22 protein-coding genes are annotated in these 22,139 nt (G+C 64.8%); 12 read left to right on the forward strand and 10 right to left on the reverse strand.

Translation table 11 applies throughout. The features are described 5' to 3' along the window. Window positions 1-7: 7 nt before the first annotated feature. From DNX69_RS07040 to rpiA, 4 genes are all read right to left on the reverse strand, one after another. Window positions 8-1,396, reverse strand: a complete 1,389-nt coding sequence (locus tag DNX69_RS07040; RefSeq protein ID WP_110785306.1) for a class II 3-deoxy-7-phosphoheptulonate synthase — start codon at window positions 1,394-1,396, stop codon at window positions 8-10. Between the two features lie 166 nt (window positions 1,397-1,562). Continuing rightward, window positions 1,563-2,948: a glutathione-disulfide reductase gene (gene gor / locus DNX69_RS07045; protein ID WP_110785307.1), complete on the reverse strand. Its 1,386-nt coding sequence runs from the start codon at window positions 2,946-2,948 to the stop codon at window positions 1,563-1,565. Between the two features lie 17 nt (window positions 2,949-2,965). Beyond that, on the reverse strand, window positions 2,966-3,475 hold the full coding sequence (locus tag DNX69_RS07050) for a DUF2059 domain-containing protein (protein WP_110785308.1): 510 nt from the start codon (window positions 3,473-3,475) through the stop codon (window positions 2,966-2,968). 32 nt (window positions 3,476-3,507) lie between these two features. Beyond that, the gene (gene rpiA / locus DNX69_RS07055) at window positions 3,508-4,206 is read right to left on the reverse strand and encodes a ribose-5-phosphate isomerase RpiA (RefSeq protein ID WP_110785309.1); all 699 of its coding nucleotides are present in this window, start codon (window positions 4,204-4,206) and stop codon (window positions 3,508-3,510) included. A gap of 150 nt (window positions 4,207-4,356) precedes the next feature. Between rpiA and DNX69_RS07060 the strand changes: the two genes are divergently transcribed. The 5 genes from DNX69_RS07060 to DNX69_RS07080 all read left to right on the forward strand — a co-directional run bounded on the left by DNX69_RS07060 (window position 4,357) and on the right by DNX69_RS07080 (window position 9,447). Then, the gene (locus tag DNX69_RS07060; protein WP_110785310.1) at window positions 4,357-5,034 is read left to right on the forward strand and encodes an HAD-IA family hydrolase; all 678 of its coding nucleotides are present in this window, start codon (window positions 4,357-4,359) and stop codon (window positions 5,032-5,034) included. A 162-nt stretch (window positions 5,035-5,196) separates the two neighbouring features. After that, window positions 5,197-5,646, forward strand: coding sequence for a hypothetical protein (locus DNX69_RS07065; RefSeq protein WP_110785311.1), 450 nt, complete (start codon window positions 5,197-5,199; stop codon window positions 5,644-5,646). A 99-nt stretch (window positions 5,647-5,745) separates the two neighbouring features. After that, window positions 5,746-6,795: a GTP 3',8-cyclase MoaA gene (gene moaA / locus DNX69_RS07070; protein ID WP_110785312.1), complete on the forward strand. Its 1,050-nt coding sequence runs from the start codon at window positions 5,746-5,748 to the stop codon at window positions 6,793-6,795. A gap of 176 nt (window positions 6,796-6,971) precedes the next feature. After that, window positions 6,972-7,568 (forward strand): TRAP transporter small permease subunit, encoded by a 597-nt coding sequence (locus tag DNX69_RS07075; RefSeq protein ID WP_110785313.1) that lies wholly within the window; start codon window positions 6,972-6,974, stop codon window positions 7,566-7,568. A gap of 37 nt (window positions 7,569-7,605) precedes the next feature. Continuing rightward, complete coding sequence (locus tag DNX69_RS07080) at window positions 7,606-9,447, forward strand: TRAP transporter large permease (protein WP_110785314.1); 1,842 nt, start codon at window positions 7,606-7,608, stop codon at window positions 9,445-9,447. A 181-nt stretch (window positions 9,448-9,628) separates the two neighbouring features. Here the strand turns inward: DNX69_RS07080 and DNX69_RS07085 are convergent, their stop codons facing one another. After that, the gene (locus DNX69_RS07085; RefSeq protein WP_110785315.1) at window positions 9,629-10,720 is read right to left on the reverse strand and encodes a TRAP transporter substrate-binding protein; all 1,092 of its coding nucleotides are present in this window, start codon (window positions 10,718-10,720) and stop codon (window positions 9,629-9,631) included. 246 nt (window positions 10,721-10,966) lie between these two features. Continuing rightward, on the reverse strand, window positions 10,967-12,079 hold the full coding sequence (locus DNX69_RS07090; protein WP_110785316.1) for an Mrp/NBP35 family ATP-binding protein: 1,113 nt from the start codon (window positions 12,077-12,079) through the stop codon (window positions 10,967-10,969). A 290-nt stretch (window positions 12,080-12,369) separates the two neighbouring features. On the opposite strand from DNX69_RS07090, the gene DNX69_RS07095 reads away from it, so the two are divergent. From DNX69_RS07095 to DNX69_RS07120, 6 genes are all read left to right on the forward strand, one after another. Then, window positions 12,370-13,239 carry an NAD(P)-dependent oxidoreductase gene (locus DNX69_RS07095; protein WP_110785317.1) on the forward strand — a complete coding sequence of 290 codons (870 nt, stop codon included), beginning with the start codon at window positions 12,370-12,372 and terminating at the stop codon, window positions 13,237-13,239. A 164-nt stretch (window positions 13,240-13,403) separates the two neighbouring features. After that, on the forward strand, window positions 13,404-14,999 hold the full coding sequence (locus DNX69_RS07100) for a sensor histidine kinase (RefSeq protein ID WP_110785318.1): 1,596 nt from the start codon (window positions 13,404-13,406) through the stop codon (window positions 14,997-14,999). 44 nt (window positions 15,000-15,043) lie between these two features. Next, entirely contained in the window at window positions 15,044-15,262 is a 219-nt protein-coding gene (locus DNX69_RS07105; RefSeq protein WP_110785319.1) for a DUF1289 domain-containing protein, read from the forward strand. A 22-nt stretch (window positions 15,263-15,284) separates the two neighbouring features. Further along, window positions 15,285-15,821, forward strand: coding sequence for a TIGR02281 family clan AA aspartic protease (locus tag DNX69_RS07110; protein WP_110785320.1), 537 nt, complete (start codon window positions 15,285-15,287; stop codon window positions 15,819-15,821). Between the two features lie 187 nt (window positions 15,822-16,008). Then, window positions 16,009-16,383 (forward strand): type II toxin-antitoxin system RelE/ParE family toxin, encoded by a 375-nt coding sequence (locus DNX69_RS07115; protein WP_110785321.1) that lies wholly within the window; start codon window positions 16,009-16,011, stop codon window positions 16,381-16,383. After that, entirely contained in the window at window positions 16,380-16,706 is a 327-nt protein-coding gene (locus tag DNX69_RS07120) for a helix-turn-helix domain-containing protein (RefSeq protein WP_110785322.1), read from the forward strand. The genes DNX69_RS07115 and DNX69_RS07120 overlap by 4 nt, the downstream gene beginning before the upstream one ends. Window positions 16,707-16,729: 23 nt before the next feature. Here DNX69_RS07120 and dusA read toward each other — a convergent pair whose 3' ends face one another. After that, window positions 16,730-17,722 carry a tRNA dihydrouridine(20/20a) synthase DusA gene (gene dusA / locus DNX69_RS07125; protein WP_110785323.1) on the reverse strand — a complete coding sequence of 331 codons (993 nt, stop codon included), beginning with the start codon at window positions 17,720-17,722 and terminating at the stop codon, window positions 16,730-16,732. A gap of 297 nt (window positions 17,723-18,019) precedes the next feature. On the opposite strand from dusA, the gene DNX69_RS07130 reads away from it, so the two are divergent. Further along, window positions 18,020-20,008 carry an adenylate/guanylate cyclase domain-containing protein gene (locus DNX69_RS07130; protein ID WP_110785324.1) on the forward strand — a complete coding sequence of 663 codons (1,989 nt, stop codon included), beginning with the start codon at window positions 18,020-18,022 and terminating at the stop codon, window positions 20,006-20,008. A gap of 18 nt (window positions 20,009-20,026) precedes the next feature. Here the strand turns inward: DNX69_RS07130 and DNX69_RS07135 are convergent, their stop codons facing one another. The 3 genes from DNX69_RS07135 to DNX69_RS07145 are packed head-to-tail and all read right to left on the reverse strand — an operon-like array spanning window position 20,027 to window position 22,139. After that, window positions 20,027-20,584 (reverse strand): PepSY domain-containing protein, encoded by a 558-nt coding sequence (locus tag DNX69_RS07135; RefSeq protein ID WP_110785430.1) that lies wholly within the window; start codon window positions 20,582-20,584, stop codon window positions 20,027-20,029. Between the two features lie 47 nt (window positions 20,585-20,631). Next, window positions 20,632-21,828 (reverse strand): patatin-like phospholipase family protein, encoded by a 1,197-nt coding sequence (locus tag DNX69_RS07140; protein WP_110785325.1) that lies wholly within the window; start codon window positions 21,826-21,828, stop codon window positions 20,632-20,634. Window positions 21,829-21,857: 29 nt separating this feature from the next. Further along, window positions 21,858-22,139 (reverse strand): hypothetical protein, encoded by a 282-nt coding sequence (locus DNX69_RS07145; protein ID WP_234826887.1) that lies wholly within the window; start codon window positions 22,137-22,139, stop codon window positions 21,858-21,860.

Here is a 22,139-nt window from a genome sequence, read left to right on the forward strand (position 1 = left end):
GCCGCCCTTAAAGCCCGGCCGCCGCCTGCAGCGGGCTGGCCTTGCCGGCGCGTCCCTGCTTGAGCAGATCCGCGATCAGGAACGCCATGTCGATCGACTGTTCGGCATTGAGCCGCGGGTCGCAGGCGGTGTGATAGCGGTTGTTGAGGTCTTCGTCGGTGATGGCGCGGGCGCCGCCGAGGCACTCGGTGACGTTCTGGCCGGTCATCTCCAGATGCACGCCGCCGGCATGCGTCCCCTCCGCAGCATGCACCGCAAAGAACGAACGGACTTCCGACAGGATGCGGTCGAACGGCCGGGTCTTGTAGCCGGAGTTCGACGTGATGGTGTTGCCGTGCATCGGATCGCACGACCACACCACGGTGCGGCCCTCGCGCTTCACCGCGCGGACCATCGCTGGCAGGTGCTCGCCGATCTTCTCATGGCCGAACCGGCCGATCAGCGTCAGCCGCCCCGGCTCGTTGTCGGGATTGAGGATGTCGATCAGCTTCAAGAGTTCGTCGGTCTTCAGCGACGGACCGCACTTCAAGCCGATCGGATTCTTGATGCCGCGGAAGTACTCGACATGAGCGTGATCGAGCTGACGGGTGCGGTCGCCGATCCACAGCATGTGGCCGCTGGTCGCGTACCAGTCGCCGGTGGTGGAGTCGACGCGGGTCATCGCCTGCTCGTAACCAAGCAGCAGCGCCTCGTGGCTGGTGTAGAAATCGGTGGTGCCGAGCGAAGAATCGACCGCGAAGGTCAGACCGCAGGCGCGCATGAAATCGAGCGCGCCGGAGACGCGGTCGGCGAGATCCGCATAGGCCTTCGACTGCGGACTATCGCTGACCGACTGCAGCATCCAGCTGTGCACGTTCTCGACGCTGGCGTAGCCGCCCTTGGCGAAGGCGCGCAGCAGGTTCAGCGTCGCCGCCGACTGCCGATACGCCTCGATCTGCCGGCGCGGATCGGGCACGCGGGCTTCTTCGGTGAACGCCACGTCGTTGATGATGTCGCCGCGATAGCTCGGCAGCTCGACGCCATCGCGCTTCTCGACCGGAGCGGAGCGCGGCTTGGCGAACTGGCCGGCGATGCGGCCGACCTTCACCACCGGCGACGCGCCGGCGTAAGTCAGCACGATCGCCATCTGCAGGAAGACGCGGAACAGGTCGCGGATGTTGTTGGCGCCGTGCTCGGCGAAGCTCTCGGCGCAGTCGCCGCCCTGGAGCAGGAAAGCATCGCCGGCCGCGACGGTCGCCAGCGCCTTCTTCAGGTTGCGTGCCTCGCCCGCAAACACCAGCGGCGGAAAGCTCGTGAGCTGCGCCTCGACATCCGCGAGCGCTTTCGCGTCGGGATATTGCGGCATCTGCTGCACCGGCTTGGCGCGCCAGCTATCGGGTGTCCAGCGTTCGGACATAGGCCACTCCTGAAGAAACAAGCCGCCAGTTAAAAATGGGTCGCGGCGGCCGGGTTATACACAGCCGGCCTGCCAACCGCTAGTTGGAAATCCGCCCAAGACTACAACCCCTTGCGGGAGAAGTCGATTTCGGTGGTGGACGGCGCCGCCGGGACGCCGCTGCCGGCTATTCGGCGGCTTCGCGCTGGTAGCGCGCCGAGCGGGTGCGCATCGTCACCAGTTCTTCGGCAGCGGTGGGATGCAACGCCATAGTGCCGTCGAAGTCGGCCTTGGTGGCCTTCAGCTTGATCGCGACCGCCACCACCTGGACCAGCTCGGCGGCATCCGGGCCGACGATATGGCAGCCGAGCAGACGGTCGGTGGTGCCGTCGACGATCAGCTTCATCAGCACGCGCGACTGGCTGCCCGACATCGTGCCTTTCATCGGGCGGAAATCGGTCTTGTAGACGTCGACCACATTGTACTGGGACCGCGCCTGGGCTTCGGTCAGCCCGACGGTGCCGACCTGCGGCTGCGAGAACACCGCGGTCGGAACGCAGGAATAGTCGACCTGGATCTGCTTGCCGCCGAACACGTTGTCGGCGAAGGCGTGGCCCTCGCGGATCGCCACCGGGGTCAGATTGGTGCGATGGGTCACGTCGCCGACCGCATAGATGTGCGGCACCGAGGTGCGGCAGTGCTCGTCGACGGCGATGCCGCCATTGTTCGGATTGATCGCCACGCCGGCCTTCTCGAGCCCGAGATTGGCGACCGCCGGGTGGCGGCCGATCGCAAACATCACCTGGTCGGACGCGATGCTGGAGCCGCTCGACAGATGCGAGGTGTATTCCTCGCCGAGCTTCTCCACCGCGGTCACGGTGCAGCCGGTGATGATGCTGATGCCCGCCCGCTCCATCTCGGTGCGGACATGGCTGCGCACGTCCTCGTCGAAGCCGCGCAGGATGTTGTCGCCGCGATACACCACCGTGACGTCGGAGCCGAGGCCGGCAAAGATGCAGGCGAATTCCAGCGCGATGTAGCCGCCACCCTGGATCAGGATGCGCTTCGGCTGCTGTTCGAGGTGGAACACCTCGTTGGACGAGATCACATGCTCGATGCCGGGGATCGGCTTGCCGTGGTTCGGCGCGCCACCGGTCGCGATCAGAATCGTCTTGGCGCGGACCTTTTCGCCCGTCGACAGCAGCAGCGTGTGCGGGTCCTCGAACTCGGCGCGCGCCTTGATGGTGCGGGCGCCGGACTTTTCGACGTTGTTCGCATAGATCTGCTCGAGCCGCGCGATCTCCTTGTCCTTGTTGGCGATCAGCGTCGACCAGTCGAACTCGGCGGTCGGAATCGTCCAGCCGAAGCCGGCCGCGTCGCGGATTTCCTCATGGACCTGGGAGGCGTAGACCATCAGCTTCTTCGGCACGCAGCCGCGGATCACGCAGGTGCCGCCGAACCGGTACTCCTCGGCGACGACGACGCGGGCGCCGTAGCCGGCGGCGATCCGGGCGGCTCTCACGCCGCCAGAGCCGCCGCCGATGACAAACAGGTCCGCGTCGAAGTCGGTCATTTCGCCTCTCTGGTCGATCAGATGTTCTTGCCGCGCTTGCGCATCTCGGCGCGGAATTCGCCGTTCACTTCCTCGGCGAATTTTTGCGCCCACTGGTTCATGAACTGCATGCTTTCGGCGATCGACTTCGGCTCCTGGGTCAGAAGCTTCTGGCCGAGCGGCGACTTGTAGAAGGTCACGAGGTCCTTCAGCTCCTGCTCGGTGAAGTCGGCGGCGTAGATCTTGGCCATGCCGTCGCCGATTTCTTTCTCGCGGCCCGCCATCTTCTTGGCGATGACCACCGCGACGTCCTTCAGATCCTGCTGATAGTTCAGGTTGCTCTGCATCAGCGAGTCCATGGTGCGCTGAATGATGTTGGGCACCGCCTGGGCATAGATGCCGCTGGCGCGCTTGAGCTGCAGGATCTCCTTGGCGTAGCCGATCGCGGCCGGCGACGGCTGCTTACCCTGCGCCTGAGCCTGGTGCCCGACCATCGCCATGCCGAACACCAGAGCGGCGGCCAGCAATGCCTTCGACAGATATTTCATTCCAATTCTCCTGAGATACAGCTTATCGGCGCTCACGCGCGTTCGATGGTTCGAATTCCGTCGGCCCCTGCCAGCACGACGGTGCTCGCCATCCCGACAAACAACCCATGCTCGACTACGCCCGGAATCATGGACAACAGCTGGGCCAGACGAGGAGCATCGGGTATGCGCCCGAGCTGGGCGTCGAGGATCCAGTGGCCACCATCGGTGACGAAAGCATGGCCGTCTTTGCCGGGCCGGAGCTTTAATTCGCCGTCACAGCCGGCGGCGGTGAAGGCATTCTGCAGCGCCCGGCGGGTCGCGCCGAGGCCGAACGGGATCACCTCGATCGGCAGCGGAAAGCGGCCGAGGGCTCCGACCAGCTTGGATTCGTCGGCGATCACGATCATGCGATCCGAGGCGGCCGCGACGATCTTCTCCCGGAGCAGAGCGCCGCCACCGCCTTTAATCAGATCGAGGTGCCCATCGACCTCATCAGCGCCGTCGACGGTCAGATCGAGGTGGTCGATCTCGTCGAGCGTCGTCAGCCTGATACCGCAGCGCTCGGCATCAGCCCGCGTCGCTTCGGATGTCGGCACTCCCACCACATTGAGGCCGGCGCGCACGCGCTCGCCCAACAATTCAACGAAATGCTTTGCTGTCGAGCCGGTCCCGAGCCCGAGCTTCATGCCGTCGCGCACGTGCTCCAGAGCCTGGGCCGCAGCGCGGCGCTTCAACTCTTCCTTGTCCATCACCTGGCCACCCGTTTCCCGCCTGCAAATCATCCCCGGCGCGGCGCAGGCATATCTAGCGGCGTTTGCGCGCCGCGAACAGCACGGATTCCGGTGACCTGGACCTTGTCAGCGGTTGCAGAAAGACGCGGAGAACGCTAGCGATCAATCATGACCACATCTCCCATCGTTGTCTTCGATCTGGACGGCACACTGGTCGATACCGCGCCCGACCTGATCAACGCCCTGAATTTCATCCTGATCCGCGAGGGCATGCCGGCCGTCCCGATGGCCGTCGCGCGCAACATGATCGGACAAGGCGCACGACGCCTCCTCGAACGCGGCCTCGAACTCGACGGCCGCACCATCGCTCAGGAGGACGTCAACCGCCTGACGGTCGATTTCATCGACTATTACGCCGCCCACATTGCCGACGAATCCCGCCCGTTCGAGGGGCTGGAAGCGACCCTCGACGAGCTTTCGGCGAGCGGCTACCGGTTTGCCGTCTGCACCAACAAGCTGGAATGGCTGTCGAAGCTGCTGCTCGACCGGCTCGGCCTCAGTCCGCGGTTCGCCGCGATCTGCGGGGCCGACACATTCGGGGTGGCCAAGCCCGACCCCGCGATCCTGCGCGAAACGGTCGCCAAGGCCGGCGGAGACCTGACCGCGGCGGTGATGGTTGGCGACGCGGGCCCGGATGTCGGCGTGGCCCGCCGCGCTGGCGTGCCGGTGATCGGGGTGGAGTTCGGCTACACCGAGGTCCCGATTGCCGAGCTCAAGCCCGACCTTTTGGTCGGCCATATGCGCGACCTGCCGAATGCGGTCGGGCGGCTGCTGCCTCGGCGCTGAACCGAACGCGATACCGTTGAAATTGTGGCGAAATTCGGTTCGCTACCAAGTCGCGTTAACTAACCCTTAAGTTTGTCGGGGGCGCGGTTGCCAGCTTTGCGGCAGGCTCCTATGGTCCGCCCGGGACTGTGGCGGTTCGCCGCAATGAACGGATGGGATATTATGCGACATCTGGTTGTCATCGCCCTGGCTGGGCTCTCGCTGGGCGGTTGCGCGTCGATGTCCGACGCATTCAAATCAACGCCGCCGGACGTTACGGTGCAGCTCGACTCTGTTCCGCCGGGTGCGGATGCTGTCGCCTCTACCGGCCAGAGCTGTAAGACCCCCTGCTCGGTGAAAGTGTCGCCGGCGGACTTCAACGTCACCTTCACGATGGACAAGTTCCAGCCGGTAACGATTCCGGTTCAGGTCGTGGTCACGCCCGGCAGCTTCATGTCGGAAGGCACCACCACGGTGACGCCGAACCCGGTGACCGCAGAGTTGCAGCCGGCCAAGCCGGCCCGCAGGGCGCGTCACGCCAGCAAGCGGAAGCCGAAGCCGGCCGCCGCAGCGCCTGCGAGCGAGGCCCCGGCAGCAGCCTCGCCGTTCCCCGCTCCGTCGGGCACGCGCTGAGATATTGCAACGCATCACGCTGCGCGATTGTGCGCGGCGCTGATCGTGCCTAGATAGTGGCGAGCCGCTCGCAGCGGCGACCGCGACAGGGCACGCCGTATGACCAGCGCCGCGATCATTCCGTCGACCGATCTCGATCGGCCTGAGCTCCGCCGGCCGATGACCGATCCGTTCGGACGGACGATCGACTATCTCCGCGTCTCGATCACCGACCGGTGTGACTTCCGCTGCGTGTATTGCATGGCGGAAGACATGACCTTCCTGCCGCGCGCCGACCTGCTGTCTCTCGAAGAACTCGACCGGCTGTGCTCGGCATTCATCGCCAAGGGCGTGCGCAAGCTGCGGCTCACCGGCGGCGAGCCGCTGGTGCGCCGCAACATGATGTCGCTGGTGCGGTCGTTGTCCCGGCATCTGAAGAGCGGCGCGCTCGACGAACTCACCCTCACCACCAACGGCTCGCAGCTCGCCCGCTTCGCCGCTGAGCTTGCCGATTGCGGCGTCCGCCGCATCAACGTTTCGCTCGATACGCTCGATCCGGCCGAGTTCAGGCGGATCACGCGCTGGGGCGAGCTCGACCGGGTCCTGGCGGGGATCGATGCCGCCCTCGCCGCAGGCCTTGCGATCAAAATCAATACCGTCGCGCTCAAGGGAACCAACGAGGACGAGATCCCGTCGCTGATGCGATGGGCGCATGGCCTTGGTATGGGACTGACGCTGATCGAAGTCATGCCGCTCGGCGAAATTGGCGAAGGCCGGATCGATCAGTACGTGCCGCTGTCACTGATCCGAGCCAGACTTGCCGCCAACTACACGCTGACCGACCTGCCGGATAGCACCGGCGGACCTGCCCGCTACGTCCGGATCGAGGAGACGGGCGGGCGGCTTGGCTTCATTACTCCGTTGACGCACAATTTCTGCGAATCCTGCAATCGGGTGCGGATTACCTGCACCGGAACCATCCATACCTGCCTCGGCCACGAGGACGCCTCCGACCTGCGGCGGCCACTACGCGCCTCCGCAGACGACGCCCTGCTCAGCGCTGCGATCGATCGGGCCATCGGCACCAAGCCGAAGGGGCACGACTTCATCATCGACCGCCGTCACAACCGCCCGAGCGTCAGCCGGCACATGAGCGTCACCGGCGGCTGAGCGCCCTCCCCTCCCGCTGACTAATCATTCCGCTGAACGCCGCTCTTGATTGCTATTTTCCAATTGACGGAACGGTGATGCGCTGATTTGGTGCCCTCGCTTCGCGGGCCCTCGGCTGCAAAAGCCGCTTCGTGTCGTCATCGCGCAGGCCGGGCGAAACGGGAGGAGACCGAGCGTTGCGAGCATTGCTTGGACTGAGCAGGATTATCGACGCCTTCAATACGGTGGTCGGCCGCTGGTTGTCGTGGTTGATCGTGGCGGCGGTTCTGATTTCGGCGACCAACGCCGTCGTCCGCAAGCTGTTCGACATGTCGTCCAACTCCTTTCTGGAATTGCAGTGGGTGCTGTTCAGCGTGGTGTTCATGCTGTGCTCGCCCTGGACGTTGCTCAGCAACGAACACATCCGCATCGACATCATCAATCACAACCTCCCGCTCAAGGTCCGCGGCTGGATCGACATGATCGGCCACGTATTCTTCCTGATGCCGTTCGCGATCATTCTGCTGTGGTGGTCGGTCCCGTTCTTCCTGGTCTCCTGGCAGCAGAACGAACAGTCGTTCAGCGCCGGCGGACTGCCGCAATGGCCGGCCAAGTCGCTAATCATGATCATGTGCGTGCTGCTGATCATTCAGGGCGTCTCGGAAATCATCAAGCGCTTCGCCATGATGGTCGGGGCCATTCCGGACAGCAACGCATCTGCACAAAGCGGGCACAGTTCGGCCGAGATGGAAGCCGAACGACTGCTCATCAACATCAACGGCGATACCAAATAAGCCGCTTCGTGGTCATTGCATTGGGGGGCCGGTCCGCATGACCGCACTGTTGATCCACTACATGGCGCCGATCATGTTCGCGTCGTTGGTGGTGTTTTTGCTGCTGGGCTATCCGGTGGCGTTTTCGCTCGCCGCCAACGGCCTGATGTTCGCCTTTCTCGGCATCGAGCTCGGCTTATTCCGACCGGACTTTCTGCAGGCGCTGCCGGATCGCGTCTACGGCGTGATGAACAACGAAACGCTGCTGGCGATTCCGTTCTTCACCTTCATGGGGCTGGTGCTGGAGAGATCCGGCATGGCCGAGGATCTGCTCGAGACGATCGGCCAGTTGTTCGGCTCGATCCGCGGCGGCATCGCCTATGCGGTGGTGTTCGTCGGCGCCCTGCTCGCCGCTACCACCGGCGTGGTCGCCGCCTCGGTGATCTCGATGGGCCTGATCTCGCTGCCGATCATGCTGCGCTACGGCTACGACCGCCGCGTCGCCACCGGCATCATCGCCGCCTCCGGCACGTTGGCGCAGATCATCCCGCCGTCGCTGGTGCTGATCGTGATGGCCGACCAGCTCGGCCGCTCGGTCGGCGACATGTACGAAGGCGCCTTCATTCCCGGCATCGTGCTGTCGCTGCTTTACGCCAGCTATATCTTCCTGGTGACGGTGTTCGCCCCGAAGGCCGCGCCCGGTCTGCCGCTGGAAGCGCAGACCCTGCGCGAGCCGGAGACCGCCAAGCATCCGCTGATCATGCCGCTGGCCGCCCTTTCAGCCGGCGGTACGGCGTATCTGCTGACCGTGCATTGGGGCCTGTTCGACTGGAGCATGCCGGCGTTCGACAAGATCGGCCTGTCGAAGCTGGTGATGCAGGGTTTCTGGTTCGTGATCCTGACGGCGGTGCTGTTTCGCCCCTTCATCGGCATCATCCGCACGATGACGATGTCGCTGTATCTGGTGATCGTCGCCTCGACCGCGGTCGGCGTGTTCGTGATGGGCTTTACCGAGGTGAAATCGGGCGCCGACTACATCGTGCTGACGATGTCGGTCACCGTGGCGCTGTCGTTCGTGATCGCGGTACTGAACCGGCTGCTGCGGCTCAAGCTCTTGTCCAAGCTCGCCGAGCAGGTCGTGTTCGTGATGGTGCCGCCGCTCGGCCTGATCTTCCTGGTGCTCGGCACCATCTTCATCGGCGTCGCGACACCGACCGAAGGCGGCGCGATGGGCGCGACCGGCGCTATTCTGTTGGCCCTCGCCAAGCGCCGCCTCACCTTCGACATCACCCGCCAAGCCACTGAATCGACCGCCAAGCTGACGGCGTTCGTGGTGATGATCCTGGTCGGCGCTCGGGTGTTTTCGCTGACCTTCTACGGCGTCGACGGCCATCGCTGGGTCGAGGAGATGCTGGTCTCGCTGCCCGGCGGCCAGCTCGGCTTCCTGATCTTCGTCAACATCTTCGTGTTCGTTCTGGCGTTCTTCCTCGACTTCTTCGAACTCGCCTTCATCGTCATCCCGCTGCTCGGCCCACCGGCGGAGAAACTCGGAATCGACCTGATCTGGTTCGGCGTCATCCTCGGCGTCAACATGCAGACCTCGTTCATGCATCCGCCGTTCGGATTCGCGCTGTTCTATCTACGCTCGGTGGCGCCGAAGCTGCCCTATCTCGACCGGATCAGCGGCAAGGAGATGGCACCGGTCACCACGGCGCAGATCTATTGGGGCTCGGTTCCGTTCGTGATCATCCAGCTCATCATGGTGGCCCTGGTGATCACCTTCCCGGCGATGGTGATGCACTACAAAGGCGCCGCCTCGACCGTCGACCCCTCCAAGGTCAAGATCGAGATCCCGCAGATCGAGATGCCGCAGCTCGACTTCGGCCCACCGAAATTCTGAGCTGGCCCACTCCGTCATTGCGAGCCGAAGGCGAAGCAATCCAGCGCTCGATGCACCAACCCCTGGGTTGATTCGTCGGCTTCGCCTCCTCGCAATGACGTCTTGATCGAAGCAGCAGACAACAAAAAACCCGGCCTCCTCGCGGAGGCCGGGCTGATTGTTTGCTGCGATGCTTGCCGGATCAGCCGCGGGTGCGCGAGCGGATCATGAAGCTGTCGTAGGTGTACTCGGCGACCTGCCACCACAGATATTCGTCCGAGCGATAGGCCTGCATCGCGTCGATCGCCTTCTTGAAGTCGGGGTTCTTCGCGGAAAGCTCGGCCCACAGCTCGTTGGTCGCCTTGAGGCAGGCATCGAGGATTTCGTTGGAGAACGGACGAAGCTGCGTGCCGCTCGCCACCAGACGCTTCAGCGCGGTCGGGTTCAGCATGTCGTAGCGCGCGTTCATCCAGGTGTTGGTGTTCACCGCGGCGTTGGCGAGGATCGCCTGATAGGTCTTCGGCAGCGCGTTGTACTTCTCGAGGTTGGTGAAGGCGTGCACGGTCGGGCCACCTTCCCAGAAGCCCGGATAGTAGTAGTACTTCGCGACCTTCTGGAAGCCGAGCTTCTCGTCGTCGTAGGGGCCGACCCACTCGGCGGCGTCGATGGTGCCCTTCTCCAGCGCCGGGTAGATGTCGCCGCCGGCGATCTGCTGCGGCACCACGCCGACCTTCTGCAGCACCTGACCAGCGATGCCGCCGATCCGCATCTTCAGGCCGCTCATGTCGGCGACGGTCTTGATCTCCTTACGGAACCAGCCGCCCATCTGGGTGCCGGTGTTGCCGCTCGGGAAGCCGATCACGCCGTACTTCTTGTAGAATTCGTTGGCGAGCTCGTTGCCGCCGCCCTGATACAGCCAGGAGTTCTGCTGACGGGCATTGAGGCCGAACGGCACCGAGGCGAACACCGCGAAGGTCGGATCCTTGCCGACATAGTAGTACGACACGGTGTGGCACATCTCGACGGTGCCGTTGGAGGTGGCGTCCAGCGCCTGCAGGCCGGGGACGACTTCGCCCGCCGCGAACACCTGGATCTGGAATTTGTTGTCGGTCATCTCGGCGACTTGCTTGGCGAGATATTCCGCGCCGCCATAGATGGTGTCGAGCGACTTCGGGAAGCTCGAGGTCAACCGCCACTTCACCTCGGGCGCCGACTGCGCGATCGCCGGTGAAGCCACCGCTGCCGTCGCAGCAGCGCCGGTAGCTGACACTTTCAGAAAGTCACGACGTTTCATAAGGCATCTCCTTGTTGCCGGCGTTTTTCCGGATTCCATGCGCGTCCGACTCGAAAATGACGAACCGCGGAGCCGTTGGTGGCGAAGCGTCTCTAACACGGATGGTCACCCGCGGAAAACGTCGCGACCGAGTAGATAACTGAGATTCAACCAAAGTCGAAGATCGAAATTCCAGCGCTGCCGGACTGCTTCGGCGGGATTGCGGCCACGCCCGATCACCGCGTCAGCATGTCGCTTCGCAGTGCATCAAATCGTCGAGAGCGCCTGCAGCCTGTCGCGCACCTTGGCCGCAATCGAGCGATAAATCGTTGCGTGCGGCCCGTTCGGCTCACTCACGACCACCGGCCGACCAGCGTCCGAGGTGGCGCGGATCTCCATGTGCAGCGGAATTTCGCCGAGGAACGGCACACCGAGTCGCTCGGCCTCATGGCGCGCACCGCCATGCCCGAAGATATCCGACCGGGTGCCGCATTGCGGACAGAGGAAGTAGCTCATGTTCTCGATGATGCCGATCACCGGGACATTGACCTTGGTGAACATCGCCAGCCCCCTACGGGCATCGATCAGTGCCAGATCCTGCGGCGTCGAGACGATCACCGCCCCCTTCAGAGGCACGGTCTGGGCGAGCGTCAGTTGCGCATCGCCGGTGCCCGGCGGCATGTCGACCACCAGCACGTCGAGCTTGCCCCAGTCGACGTCACGCAGCATCTGGGTGATCGCTGACATCACCATCGGGCCACGCCAGATCATCGGCGCCTCTTCGTCGACCAGGAAGCCGATCGACATGATCGACAGGCCGAACCGGGCAATCGGGATCATCCGCCGGCTGTCGTCGAGCTGCGGCTTCTCGTTGATCCCGGTCAGCCTCGGCACCGAGGGGCCGTAGATATCTGCATCGAGCAGTCCGACCTTGAGGCCGAGGGCCTGCAGGCCGAGCGCGAGATTGAGCGCGGTGGTCGACTTGCCGACACCGCCTTTGCCCGAGGCGACCGCAATGATCGCACCCACGCCCGGGATCTCGGCCTGCTTGGGGAGACCCGCGCCAGGCGCACCGGCAGGCCGATGCGCCGAGACCGGCGCAACGCCCGGCCGCTGCGCCGGTGCGCTGCCGGGTTTGCGTTCCGCAGTCAGCGCCACCAACGCGCTCGCAACGCCCGGCGTGCCGCGTACGGCCGCTTCAGCCTCGCTGCGCACGCTCTCCCAGGCGCGCGCCTCGGCCGCATCGACATTGATCGAGAAGTACACCTTGCCGTCGGTCACAGCGATCTCCGACAGCACACCGGCCTTGGTCAGCGGCACACCGCGCGGGGTCGTCACCTTGGCGAGGCTGTCGAGGATCTGTTGCTGGGTCACGCTCAATGGAAATCTCCTGCCGCTTCGCGCCCACCGATCACATGCGATCGATCGGTTCAAGCCGGGAAATCGTTCCAGGGCCGTGCGAACCCATGACCATCGGCGGCGCAGTCCGGATCTATCCGCGGAACCATGCTGCGCCGCAAGACCGGTCGGGCCGAGCCGCTGCAGGGCCTTGCTCCGCGAGGTTCGGCCCGTATGCTGGCGCTTCCTTCGCGCGGCTGTAACCGGGCCGCCCTCCCCGCAACTCGATCACGCGCAGTTCGGCGCACGTCGTAAATCTGAAGGGTCCAGACATGGCCAAAGTCGCTTTCCTCGGTCTCGGCGTCATGGGGTTTCCGATGGCCGGCCATCTCGTGGCGAAAGGAGGCCATGAGGTGACGGTCTACAATCGCACGGCCGCGAAAGCGCAGGCGTGGGCCGACAAGTTCGGCGGCCGCACCGCGCCGACCCCGGCGGCGGCGGCGACGGGTCAGGACTTCGTGATGGCCTGCGTCGGCAACGACGACGACCTGCGCGCCGTGACCACCGGTGCCGACGGCGCGTTCGGCGCGATGAGCAAGGGTGCGATCTTCGTCGACCACACCACCGCGTCGGCCGAGGTGGCGCGCGAGCTCGATGCGGCGGCGAGCAAGGCCGGCTTCCACTTCATCGACGCGCCGGTGTCCGGCGGACAGGCCGGTGCCGAGAACGGCGTGCTGACGGTGATGTGCGGCGGACGGCCGGAGGACTTCGCCAAGGCCGAGCCGGTGATCGCCGCCTATGCGCGGATGTGCAAGCTGCTGGGCCCCGCCGGCAGCGGCCAGCTCACCAAGATGGTCAACCAGATCTGCATCGCAGGCCTGGTCGAAGGACTGTCGGAGGGCATCCACTTCGCCAAGAAAGCCGGGCTCGATGTCAATGCGGTGATCGACACCATCTCCAAGGGCGCGGCGCAGTCGTGGCAGATGGAGAACCGCCACAAGACCATGAACGACGGCAAATACGATTTCGGCTTCGCGGTCGAATGGATGCGCAAGGACCTGTCGATCTGTCTCTCCGAGGCCCGCCGCAACGGCGCCAGCCTGCCGGTGACCGCATTGGTCGACACCTTCTACGCCGAGGTCGAGAAGATGGGCGGTCGGCGCTGGGACACGTCCAGCCTGCTGGCGCGGCTGGAGCGCTGAAGAGCTGATTTGCCGACGATTGCGGTTTTCACGCAGCCTTCACCAAGATCGTTAGCCACCTGTTAACCGGAATAATTTTCCCTCTAAGGCTGCTCTTAAGGATTTGTGGCCAGATATAGGCTGGGGAAACCGCGCGCGGTCGCGCGCAGCAATTGTGTTGGTTGATGAGTGAGTCCGCCGAAAAGCCCGAAGTTTTCCAGCTTCCGGCTGAACCACCGGTGGCCGCGCCGGCGCGCAACCGGCGGGCGGCGGCTCAGCGGGTCCGCGAGGCCCGCGACCGCCTGACCTCGACCAGCGGCACGCGCCCCGCCTTCGACCACGAGCTCGTCCGCCAATACGCCGAAACCCGCCTGTCCGCCTCCTATGTGGTGATGCTGCTGGTGGTGGTCACCGGCGTGCTGTTCGGGGTGTGGATGGATCCGCTGGCGGCGGGCGCCTGGACCGTCGGGATGCTCAGCATCCATGCCGTCGTCATCCGCAACTGCACCCGCTTCCTCAAGGAAGCTGCTTCGGCGCCGCGCACGCGCACTTGGCGCCGACGGTTCGTTCTGCTCGATCTGCTGTACGGCGTGGCCTGGACCGCCATCCTGATTCACCCGACCGGGCTCAGCGTGGTGTCGAGCACGCTGTTGATGTTCCTGATGCTGCTGGTGGTAGCGGTGTCGTCGATGCTGGCCGCGAGCCTGCCGGTCGCGGCGCTGGCCGCGACTCTGCCGGTGACCGCAACGATCGCAGTGAACTTCGCATTGAGCGGCTCGTTCGAAAAATATGTGCTGGCAGCGCTGACGATCGCATCCGAAATCTACTTCGCGCTGCTCGCGCATCGGCTGCATTCGACCACCCTGGCGACGCTGGAAGCGCGCGCCGAAAAGGACGTGCTGATCGCCGAACTCGAGCAATCGAAGGCGATCTCCGACGAGGCCCGGCATCGCGCCGAAGCCGCCAACGTCGCCAAGTCGCGCTTTCTGGCGCAGATGAGCCATGAGCTGCGCACGCCGCTCAACGCCATTCTCGGCTTCTCGGAAGTGATGAAGAGCGAGATCTTCGGCGCCCACGCGGTGCCGGCCTACAAGGACTACTCCGCCGACATCCACAATTCCGGCGTGCACCTGCTGAACCTGATCAACGAGATCCTCGATCTGTCGCGGATCGAGGCCGGCCGCTACGAGCTGAACGAAGAGGCGATTTCGCTGGTGCATGTGGTCAGCGATTGCCATCACCTGCTGAAGCTGCGGGCCACCAGCCGCGGCATCACCATCCACGAAGTGTTCGAACAGGGCATGCCGCGGATCTGGGGCGACGAGCGCGCCGTGCGCCAGGTGGTGCTCAATCTGCTGTCGAACGCCATCAAGTTCACGCCGCAGGGCGGCGAGATCTGGCTCAAGGCCGGCTGGACCGCGTCGGGCGGCCAGTATCTCAGCGTCAAGGACACGGGCTCGGGAATTCCGGAAGAGGAAATCCCGATCGTGCTCGCGTCGTTCGGCCAGGGTTCGAATTCGATCAAATCCGCCGAACAGGGGGCCGGCCTCGGCCTGCCGATCGCCAAGAGCCTGATCGACATGCACGGCGGCACCTTCACGCTGAAGTCGAAGCTGCGGATCGGCACCGAAGTGATCGTCACCTTCCCGCCCGAGCGGGTGATGTCGGCGCTGGCGCCGCTGGCCGACGAGGCACCGCCGCTGCAGCCGGACACGGCCGAGACCGCCACCGCGGCGCGCGTGCGCCGGCAGCCGATCATGAACGCCGGCACCGGATTGTGAGATCGGGACTTGCGGGAGGCGACCAATGTCAGCCACCATCCGACATGAGCATCGAAACGCCCTGCATCGCGGTCTGCATGATCGATCCGCAGACCAACCTCTGCTACGGCTGCGGCCGCACCATGCCGGAGATCGCGCGCTGGCCGCGAATGACCAGTTCCGAACGGCTCGCCGTGATGGCCGTCCTGCCCCAGCGCATGGCCGACGCCGGCATGGAAGTGCCGCGGCCGCGCCGCGCCTCTACGACGGACACGCCGTCATAGCACGTTCCATTTCAGGTGCGTCATGAGCCGCATCCTGCTGGTGCTCATGGTCCTGCTCGGCACCGCCGGTGCGGTGGTCGCCTATGGCGATCCGAAACGGATTTCTGCGGCCGGTGACGCGATGTCGACGATGCTGAAGAAGCGCGTCGCAGCCGCCACCGCGGCAGCGGAGGCCGCCAAAGCCCGCACGGTCGAAATCCCGCGCGGCACCGGCGGCGAGTTCCGCGTCGTAGCCAAGGTCAACGGCGTGTCGGCGCCGATGGTGATCGACACCGGCGCGACCTCGGTGGTGCTGACCTACGAGACCGCCAAGGCCGCCGGCCTGCCGCTGGAACTCTTGACCTTCAATGTCGAGCTGGAGACCGCCGGCGGCCACACCCGGGCCGCACGGCTGTCGCTCGACAGCCTGGCGATCGGCAAGCTGGTCGAGCGCTCGGTGCCGGCCCTCGTGGTGCCGCGCGGCCAGATGAAGACCAATCTGCTCGGAATGAGTTTCCTCGACCGGATGGAAAGCTGGGAAGTCCGCGCCGATCAGCTCCGGCTACACGGCTATCCGTAGCGACCTTCGCCAACAAGCCATCGCCATCCTTTGTCGCTGCGACACTTCAATAGCGTCAATCCGCAGACCGAGCGACATCAATGCGTGGGAAGCGAGCGCCCGCGATCGTGCAGCAGCGGCGTGCCGACAAGATAACCGGCTTGAGAAGTGTAGCTCTTAGGACTATATTGAGTGAGACACTCACAGCATGAGCGTCTACCAGACCAAGGAGTTCGCCAAATTCGCGCGAAAGGCGAAATTGGATAGTGCTGACTTGCTTGCGGCAGCCGTAGATGTTGCCCAGGGGCGATGGGATGCCAGTCTCGGCGGCGGCGTGTTCAAGCAGCGGATCGGTCGCAAAGGTGGCGGCAAGTCCAGCGGTTTTCGCACCATCATCGTGTGCAAGATGGGAGCGCACAGCTTCTTTGTTCACGGCTTTGCCAAGAACCAAAAAGCCAATGTCTCCCCCAAAGAACTGGAAGCGCTGAAGAAGCTGGCCACCGTATTGCTCGCGCTTGATGTCGGAGCACTCGAGACAGCAATGGCCGTCGGTGAGATATCGGAAGTCACAGGACGATCATGACCAAGCCGGCGCGCAAACGTGAGAGCAGCATCCTTGCGACGGTCCACAAGACCGCGACCGGCCTCGCCCGCGCCAACGTCATCGATAAAGCGACGATGCGCGAGTTCGACGAACTCTGCCTGACTCCGGTCGAGCCAATGGCCCCTGAGGAAATCAAGGCGCTCCGCGAACGCGAGCAGGTGTCGCAACCGGTGTTCGCACGTTATCTCAACGTGCGCAAAGACGCCGTGAGCAAGTGGGAGCGCGGCGAGAAGCGCCCCGATGGGCCATCGCTGAAGCTGCTCAATCTGGTCAGGGCCAAGGGGCTTCGCGCGATCGCATAGTGCGGACGTCAGGGACTTAAAGCTCAAGCCGCTTCCGTCGTCCGCTCCGTCACCGCCACCATCGCCTTGAGAAGCACGCTGGGATCGGCGTCCGGCTTGACGCCGAATTCGGACAGATAGCGCCGGAACGCGCGCGCGCCGGGCACGCCTTGATACGCACCGATGACGTGGCGGGTGATCGCATGCAGCCGCAGGCCTTGCGCGAGCTGGCGTTCGATATAGGGGATCAACGCTTCGAGCGCGTCCTTCATCGAGGGATACGGCGCCGGCTCACCGTACAGCTCGGGGTCGACCTCCAGCAGCCGCCACGGCTCCTGATAGGCGGCGCGGCCGAGCATCACACCATCGACGTGGTCGAGATGCCGCTTGGCCTCGGCGATGCTGGCGATGCCGCCGTTGATGATGATCGGCACCTGCGGCATCGCCTGCTTCAGCCGATACACCCGATCGTAATCGAGCGGCGGGATATGGCGGTTCTCCTTCGGCGACAGCCCGTTCAGCCAGGCCTTGCGGGCATGCACGATCAGCGCATCGGCACCGGCCGCGACCACCGCCCGCGCCAGCGCATCGAGCGCGACTTCCGGATCCTGATCGTCGATCCCGATCCGGCACTTCACCGTCACGGGGACGGAGACCGCGCGCTTCATCGCCGCGACGCCTTCGGCAACCAGATCCGGCTCCGCCATCAGGCAGGCGCCGAACCGGCCCTCCTTCACGCGATCCGACGGGCAGCCGACATTGATGTTGATCTCGTCGTAGCCGAAGTCCTCGCCGATCTTCGCCGCCGTGGCGAGATCGGCCGGATTGGAGCCGCCGAGCTGCAGCGCCACCGGATGTTCGCTCGCATCGAAGCCAAGCAGCCGCTGCCGGTCGCCGTGGATCACCGCTCCGGTGGTGACCATCTCGGTGTAGAGCAACGCGCGACTCGTCAGCAGCCTATGGAACACGCGACAATGACTGTCGGTCCATTCCATCATCGGCGCGACGGAGAAGCGATGTGGCTGATGAAGCTGCATATTTCAGTATGTCGGCGGATTGGCGGGCGGCGTCAAGGGGCCGGCGCGCGGCGTCGTTCGCCTTCGATTCAAATGCGGCAGGCGGATTGACGGGCCACAATGCCCGCGCGCCGCAGGCTTTGCTACGACGTCCGCATGACGTGCGGCGCCTCGGGTGCAGCGCCATCGCGCGATTTGACAGTGCCGTCCGTCCGCGTGGATAGTTTCCCGTCGCGGCGCTCGGCTCGACTGCCCAGTCTTCGCGGCGCCTCTCTGCCGGCAGCGCCCACGCGGGCGGCGGCAAGCACAGGTTCTTCCATGAAATTCACCACACGATTGGTCCTGCTGGTCACGGTGCTGACGGTCGGCGCCACGCTCGTGACCGCTGCGCTGCTGACCTGGACCACACGGCGCGCGATCATCACCGAGGCGGAGGCTTCGGGCGAAAAGGTCGCGCGGCTGCTGGCACGCAGTGCCAGTCTCGCCGCATCGATCCCGACCGAGGTCGAAGGCATCATCGCCGAAGAGATGACCGCGGAAGGCGTTCTCCTCGGACATTTCGTCGAAGCGGCCGAACGCGCCAACATGGCGCCAGACGAAATCAATCGCCGGCTCAAGTCGATTGCCGATCAGACCACGCTCGACGAAATCTGGATCACCGACGAGAAAGGCCACGCCTATCTGCACAGCCTGCCGGACGTCGATTTCACCTTCGGCAATTCGCCGCAGATGCAGCCGCAGGCCTACGTGTTCCATGATCTGCTCACCGGCAAGAAGAAGGTGGTCGATCAGGACGCCCGCAAACGCGACATCGACAATCAGCATTTCAAATATGTTGGCGTCGGCGGCATCGACAAGCCGCGCATCATCCAGGTCGGGCGCAGCGCCAAATTCCTGCAGCAGCTGACGATGAAGATCGGCCTGCCGCGCACGGTCGAGAACCTGCTGGCCGACGGCGATATCGACGCGGTGTGGGTGTTCGATCGCAAGCTCGACGCGCTGGTCGGCCCCGGTGTCTACGGCGCCGACAGCCACGACGGTCCCAACGCAAAGGAACTCGGCCCGGTGAGGCTGGTGATCGCCGACGGCCAGACCCGGCACGTCGAGAGCCGCCAGAACCTCAGCGTGATCGCCCCGGTGCGCAACGACCAGAAAGAGATCGTCGGTGCCGCGCTGGTCCGCCTGCCGATGAACCGCGTCTGGGCCACGGTGCAGAGCCAAGCCGAGATCGCCGCGGTGACGGCGTCGGCGATCGCCGCGCTCGGCATTCTGCTGTCGATCGGCGTAGCGCGCTATCAGTCTGCGCCGCTGCGCCAGATCACCCGCGCCGCGGCCGCGCTGGAGTCGCAGACATTCGATCCGGCGCTGCTGCAGCCGGTGACCGAACGTCGCGACGAACTCGGCCAGCTCGCACGCGTGTTCACCGGCATGGCCGGACAGGTGGCGGCGCGCGAGGAATATCTCGACTCGATGGTGAAGCAGCGCACCGAGGAATTGGAGACCCGCAACCGCAGCCTCGAAGGGCTGTCGGCGGCGCTGTCGAAATATCTGTCGCCGCAGGTGTACTCCTCGATCTTCAGCGGCCATCAGGACGCCGAGATCGCCTCCAAGCGCAAGAAGCTGACGATCTTCCTGTCCGACATCGCCAACTTCACCGCGACCACCGACAAGCTGGAGTCGGAAGATCTCACCGCGATGCTGAACCGCTATCTCGCCGAGATGGCCCAGATCGCGCTCAAGCACGGCGCCACCATCGACAAATATGTCGGCGACGCCGTACTCGCGTTCTTCGGCGATCCGGAGAGCCGCGGCGTCAAGGAGGACGCGGTCGCCTGCGTGATGATGGCGATCGAAATGCAGGAGAAGTTGCGGCAGCTGGAGATGGAGTGGATCGACGCCGGCGCCGAGCGCCCGTTCCGGGTCCGCATCGGCATCAACACCGGCTTCTGCACCGTCGGCAATTTCGGCAGCCCGGACCGGATGGACTACACCATCGTCGGCGGCGCGGTGAATCTCACCTCGCGCCTGGAACAGAACTGCGAGCCGGGGTCGATCCTGATCTCGCACGTCACCTGGTCGCTGGTGAACGACGTGATCGACGCCGAAGAGCGCCCCGCCCTCACCGTGAAGGGCTTCACCGAGCCGGTGCGGGCCTACGAGGTGCGTGGATTGAAGGCGGCAGGATCGACCGATGTGATCCGCAAGGAGCTGCCGGGCATGCGGCTGTTCATCGATACCGGAACGGCGGACCGCACCGAGGTGAAGCAGACGCTCGCTCAGGTGGTCGAGGATCTCGACAACCGCTGACGACGCCGGGCCGCATTGCTACTTCTCCGGCGAGACGGTGAGCTCCTTCAGCTCGCCGTTCGAAACCACCACCACCACGAAGATCAGCTTGCCGTTGTTCAGATGCAGCCCGGCGCTGATCGCGCGACCGCGGCCGAGCTTTTCGGCGATCACGACGGCCTCCGAAAGCTGCATTCGGGCCCGCCGCAGACCGGCGAGCTCGCGCTGGACCTCGGGGCCGAGTTCGGAGATCGGCATCTCGGCCTGCGCGCGCAGGATCTTGCGCGTCGCGGCATCGATGATCACGGTCCACACGCTCCCGCCGCGTTCGGCCTTGACCTCGAAGTAAGGAGCCGCCCCGTCGTCGCTGAGATTGAGGTCATAGACCCGCGTGCCGGGCAGGCTTTTCTCCACCAACCGGATCAAATCCGCACCACTGCCGGGTGCGATCGTCACCGAACCGGTCGGCTCGTCGCCCGGGCCCGCGGCCGGTGGCGGGGGCGCCGTGTCGCCGCTGCGATCGGCCCAAGCGGCCGTGGCGGGGCACAGCAACAACACAGCCGCCGTCATCGCGGTTGCGAACCGGTTTGCAGGCATCGTCGCCTCACCCATCCCGCGCCGGTTCTACGATCGACAGCGCGGCGTCAGCGGGCGCCGGCAACACGCCGCACCGACGTCTGGGTCGCGACCGGTGTCGGCGGTGCATCGTCGGAGGGTGGCGCGCTCGACCAGGCATGGCCGCTGCGGGCGCGGTCGTAACCATATTGATACAACGCCCGCATGTAGGCGGTATCGAACCCGGCCGGCGACGGCGGCCGATCGCTCTCGATATAGCTCAGGTGAAAGCCGTATTTATTGCGCTTGGCGACCGTGTAGGTGTTGTAAAGGATTGATCGGGTCTGCGCCTTGATCATCGTCGACGACGCGCGCGCCGCAATGTCCAGGGCTCTGTCGCGCACCACCTGGAATTCAGGCTCGATCTTGTTGTTCATCAGAATGTAGAGCTGCAGATTCAGCGCTTTGGCTCCGGAGGTGCTGCGCAGCAGATAGGCCTCCGGCAACGTCAGCACCGGCGACATCACGCCGCCATCGACATGCATCTCCTGAAAGTTGGCGCCATTGGCCGCCTCTGCGGTTACCAGCATCGGCGGGAACACAGCGGGGATGCTGGCCGAGGCAGCCACGACGTTGCGGAACAGCTCCAGGCTGGCGGGAGTCCGCAACGACGCGATCCGGCCCATGTTCCAGATCACCGAGCGCTGCGAATCGAGATTGGTGGTGACCACGAACAGCAGCCGTCCCTTGGCGTATTCGTCCGCCACATCCGAGACGAACCGCGCGTCGATGTAGCGCGCCACCAATTCGCGCAGCCGCTGATTGCCGAACAGGCCAGAACCGAAGATTGCGTTGAGCGGATTGGGGTCTTCGAGCAGGCTCGAAGCGATCCCGCTGGTGTAGAGTTCGCGCAGCGTCTCGTCGTAGCTGGGTCCGAGAAACGCGAACGGCGCGATCAGCGCGCCGGTACTGACACCCGAGACGATCGAGAACGACGGACGGTTGCCGGCCGCGCTCCAGCCGTTCAGCACGCCGGCACCGTAGGCTCCGTCTGCGCCGCCGCCCGACAGCGCCAGATAGTTCCGCGGCCCACTGCCCAGTCGCTCTTCGCGGAATGCAGCCGGCGGATCATCGGCGTAGTGGCGCAAGTCATCGCGATCGAGCACCTTGGCCTGGGCGGCTTCGGCGGCGGTGTAAGGGATCCGCGGCATGCTGGCACATCCGGCAAGCAAGCCGCTCGATGCCAACACCCACAGGACGAGGATGGAACGCAGCACACGAGGCATCAGGGCACCCGCCAAATCGAGAACTCAACTCAAGGAGCCGACAGCGCGCCGGCCGGTGAACCGCTCTGCACATCGACCGTGTCGAAACGTTGTCCCGGCGCCCCGGCACGTTCGAGATAGTCCTGATGGATCGCCTGAACGGTCTTGCGATCGTCGAACTTCACCCGCCAGCTGCTCGGCGAGCCCTGCCCGACGATTACGCCTTCACGGTTACCATAGCGTGGATGCCGCTCCCGACCGAGCGCGCTCATCCGGACGCGGTCGCCGCGGCCCAGCGGCTGGTCGGGCGGGGTTTGACTCGAACTCGCCAT

Origin of the sequence: Rhodopseudomonas palustris, assembly GCF_003226555.1 — a bacterium.
GTDB classification, from domain to species: domain Bacteria; phylum Pseudomonadota; class Alphaproteobacteria; order Rhizobiales; family Xanthobacteraceae; genus Rhodopseudomonas; species Rhodopseudomonas palustris_I.

Coding starts and splice junctions, on each gene's coding strand:
- DNX69_RS07095 (WP_110785317.1), top strand. CDS start 12,370: ATGGCCAAAGTCGCTTTCCTCGGTCTCGGCGTCATGGGGTTTCCGATG.
- DNX69_RS07050 (WP_110785308.1), bottom strand. CDS start 3,475: ATGAAATATCTGTCGAAGGCATTGCTGGCCGCCGCTCTGGTGTTCGGC.
- rpiA (WP_110785309.1), bottom strand. CDS start 4,206: ATGGACAAGGAAGAGTTGAAGCGCCGCGCTGCGGCCCAGGCTCTGGAG.
- DNX69_RS07040 (WP_110785306.1), bottom strand. CDS start 1,396: ATGTCCGAACGCTGGACACCCGATAGCTGGCGCGCCAAGCCGGTGCAG.
- DNX69_RS07130 (WP_110785324.1), top strand. CDS start 18,020: ATGAAATTCACCACACGATTGGTCCTGCTGGTCACGGTGCTGACGGTC.
- DNX69_RS07100 (WP_110785318.1), top strand. CDS start 13,404: ATGAGTGAGTCCGCCGAAAAGCCCGAAGTTTTCCAGCTTCCGGCTGAA.
- dusA (WP_110785323.1), bottom strand. CDS start 17,722: ATGCAGCTTCATCAGCCACATCGCTTCTCCGTCGCGCCGATGATGGAA.
- DNX69_RS07120 (WP_110785322.1), top strand. CDS start 16,380: ATGACCAAGCCGGCGCGCAAACGTGAGAGCAGCATCCTTGCGACGGTC.
- DNX69_RS07060 (WP_110785310.1), top strand. CDS start 4,357: ATGACCACATCTCCCATCGTTGTCTTCGATCTGGACGGCACACTGGTC.
- gor (WP_110785307.1), bottom strand. CDS start 2,948: ATGACCGACTTCGACGCGGACCTGTTTGTCATCGGCGGCGGCTCTGGC.
- DNX69_RS07105 (WP_110785319.1), top strand. CDS start 15,044: ATGAGCATCGAAACGCCCTGCATCGCGGTCTGCATGATCGATCCGCAG.
- DNX69_RS07110 (WP_110785320.1), top strand. CDS start 15,285: ATGAGCCGCATCCTGCTGGTGCTCATGGTCCTGCTCGGCACCGCCGGT.
- DNX69_RS07085 (WP_110785315.1), bottom strand. CDS start 10,720: ATGAAACGTCGTGACTTTCTGAAAGTGTCAGCTACCGGCGCTGCTGCG.
- DNX69_RS07080 (WP_110785314.1), top strand. CDS start 7,606: ATGACCGCACTGTTGATCCACTACATGGCGCCGATCATGTTCGCGTCG.
- DNX69_RS07065 (WP_110785311.1), top strand. CDS start 5,197: ATGCGACATCTGGTTGTCATCGCCCTGGCTGGGCTCTCGCTGGGCGGT.
- DNX69_RS07140 (WP_110785325.1), bottom strand. CDS start 21,828: ATGCCTCGTGTGCTGCGTTCCATCCTCGTCCTGTGGGTGTTGGCATCG.
- DNX69_RS07145 (WP_234826887.1), bottom strand. CDS start 22,139: ATGGCGAGTTCGAGTCAAACCCCGCCCGACCAGCCGCTGGGCCGCGGC.
- DNX69_RS07135 (WP_110785430.1), bottom strand. CDS start 20,584: ATGCCTGCAAACCGGTTCGCAACCGCGATGACGGCGGCTGTGTTGTTG.
- DNX69_RS07115 (WP_110785321.1), top strand. CDS start 16,009: ATGAGCGTCTACCAGACCAAGGAGTTCGCCAAATTCGCGCGAAAGGCG.
- moaA (WP_110785312.1), top strand. CDS start 5,746: ATGACCAGCGCCGCGATCATTCCGTCGACCGATCTCGATCGGCCTGAG.